The sequence below is a fragment of the Undibacterium sp. TJN19 genome, from assembly GCF_049339485.1.
In the GTDB taxonomy this organism is placed as follows: domain Bacteria; phylum Pseudomonadota; class Gammaproteobacteria; order Burkholderiales; family Burkholderiaceae_D; genus Undibacterium.
On sequence record NZ_JBMPPL010000099.1, the window covers coordinates 1 to 255 of the forward strand.

Consider the following 255-nt stretch of genomic DNA (forward strand, 5'->3'; position numbering starts at 1 on the left):
TCGCAGGTTCAACATCGCGTCGCGTAGTAGCTTCCTCAGTATTTCATTTTTTTGCAGCTGTCTTGCCCATGTTGCCGGACAGGACAACGGAGTGCAGGTCAGCGGAGAAAGCGCGGACTTCTTCCATGGAGCTCTTGTTGCGGCGTACCAGGAAGTTGTAACCCAGAACAGCAGGAACCGCCACGGCCAGACCAATCGCGGTCATGATCAGCGCTTCACCTACAGGACCGGCGACTTTGTCGATCGATGCCTGAC

Annotated in this window: 1 protein-coding gene; it reads right to left on the reverse strand. The window is 55.7% G+C overall.

Annotation, left to right across the window (positions count from 1 at the left end; genetic code table 11):
• Positions 1–43: 43 nt before the first annotated feature.
• The coding region (locus ACO0LH_RS28705) for a MotA/TolQ/ExbB proton channel family protein (RefSeq protein ID WP_422944564.1) at positions 44–255 on the reverse strand (212 nt) is incomplete at its 5' end.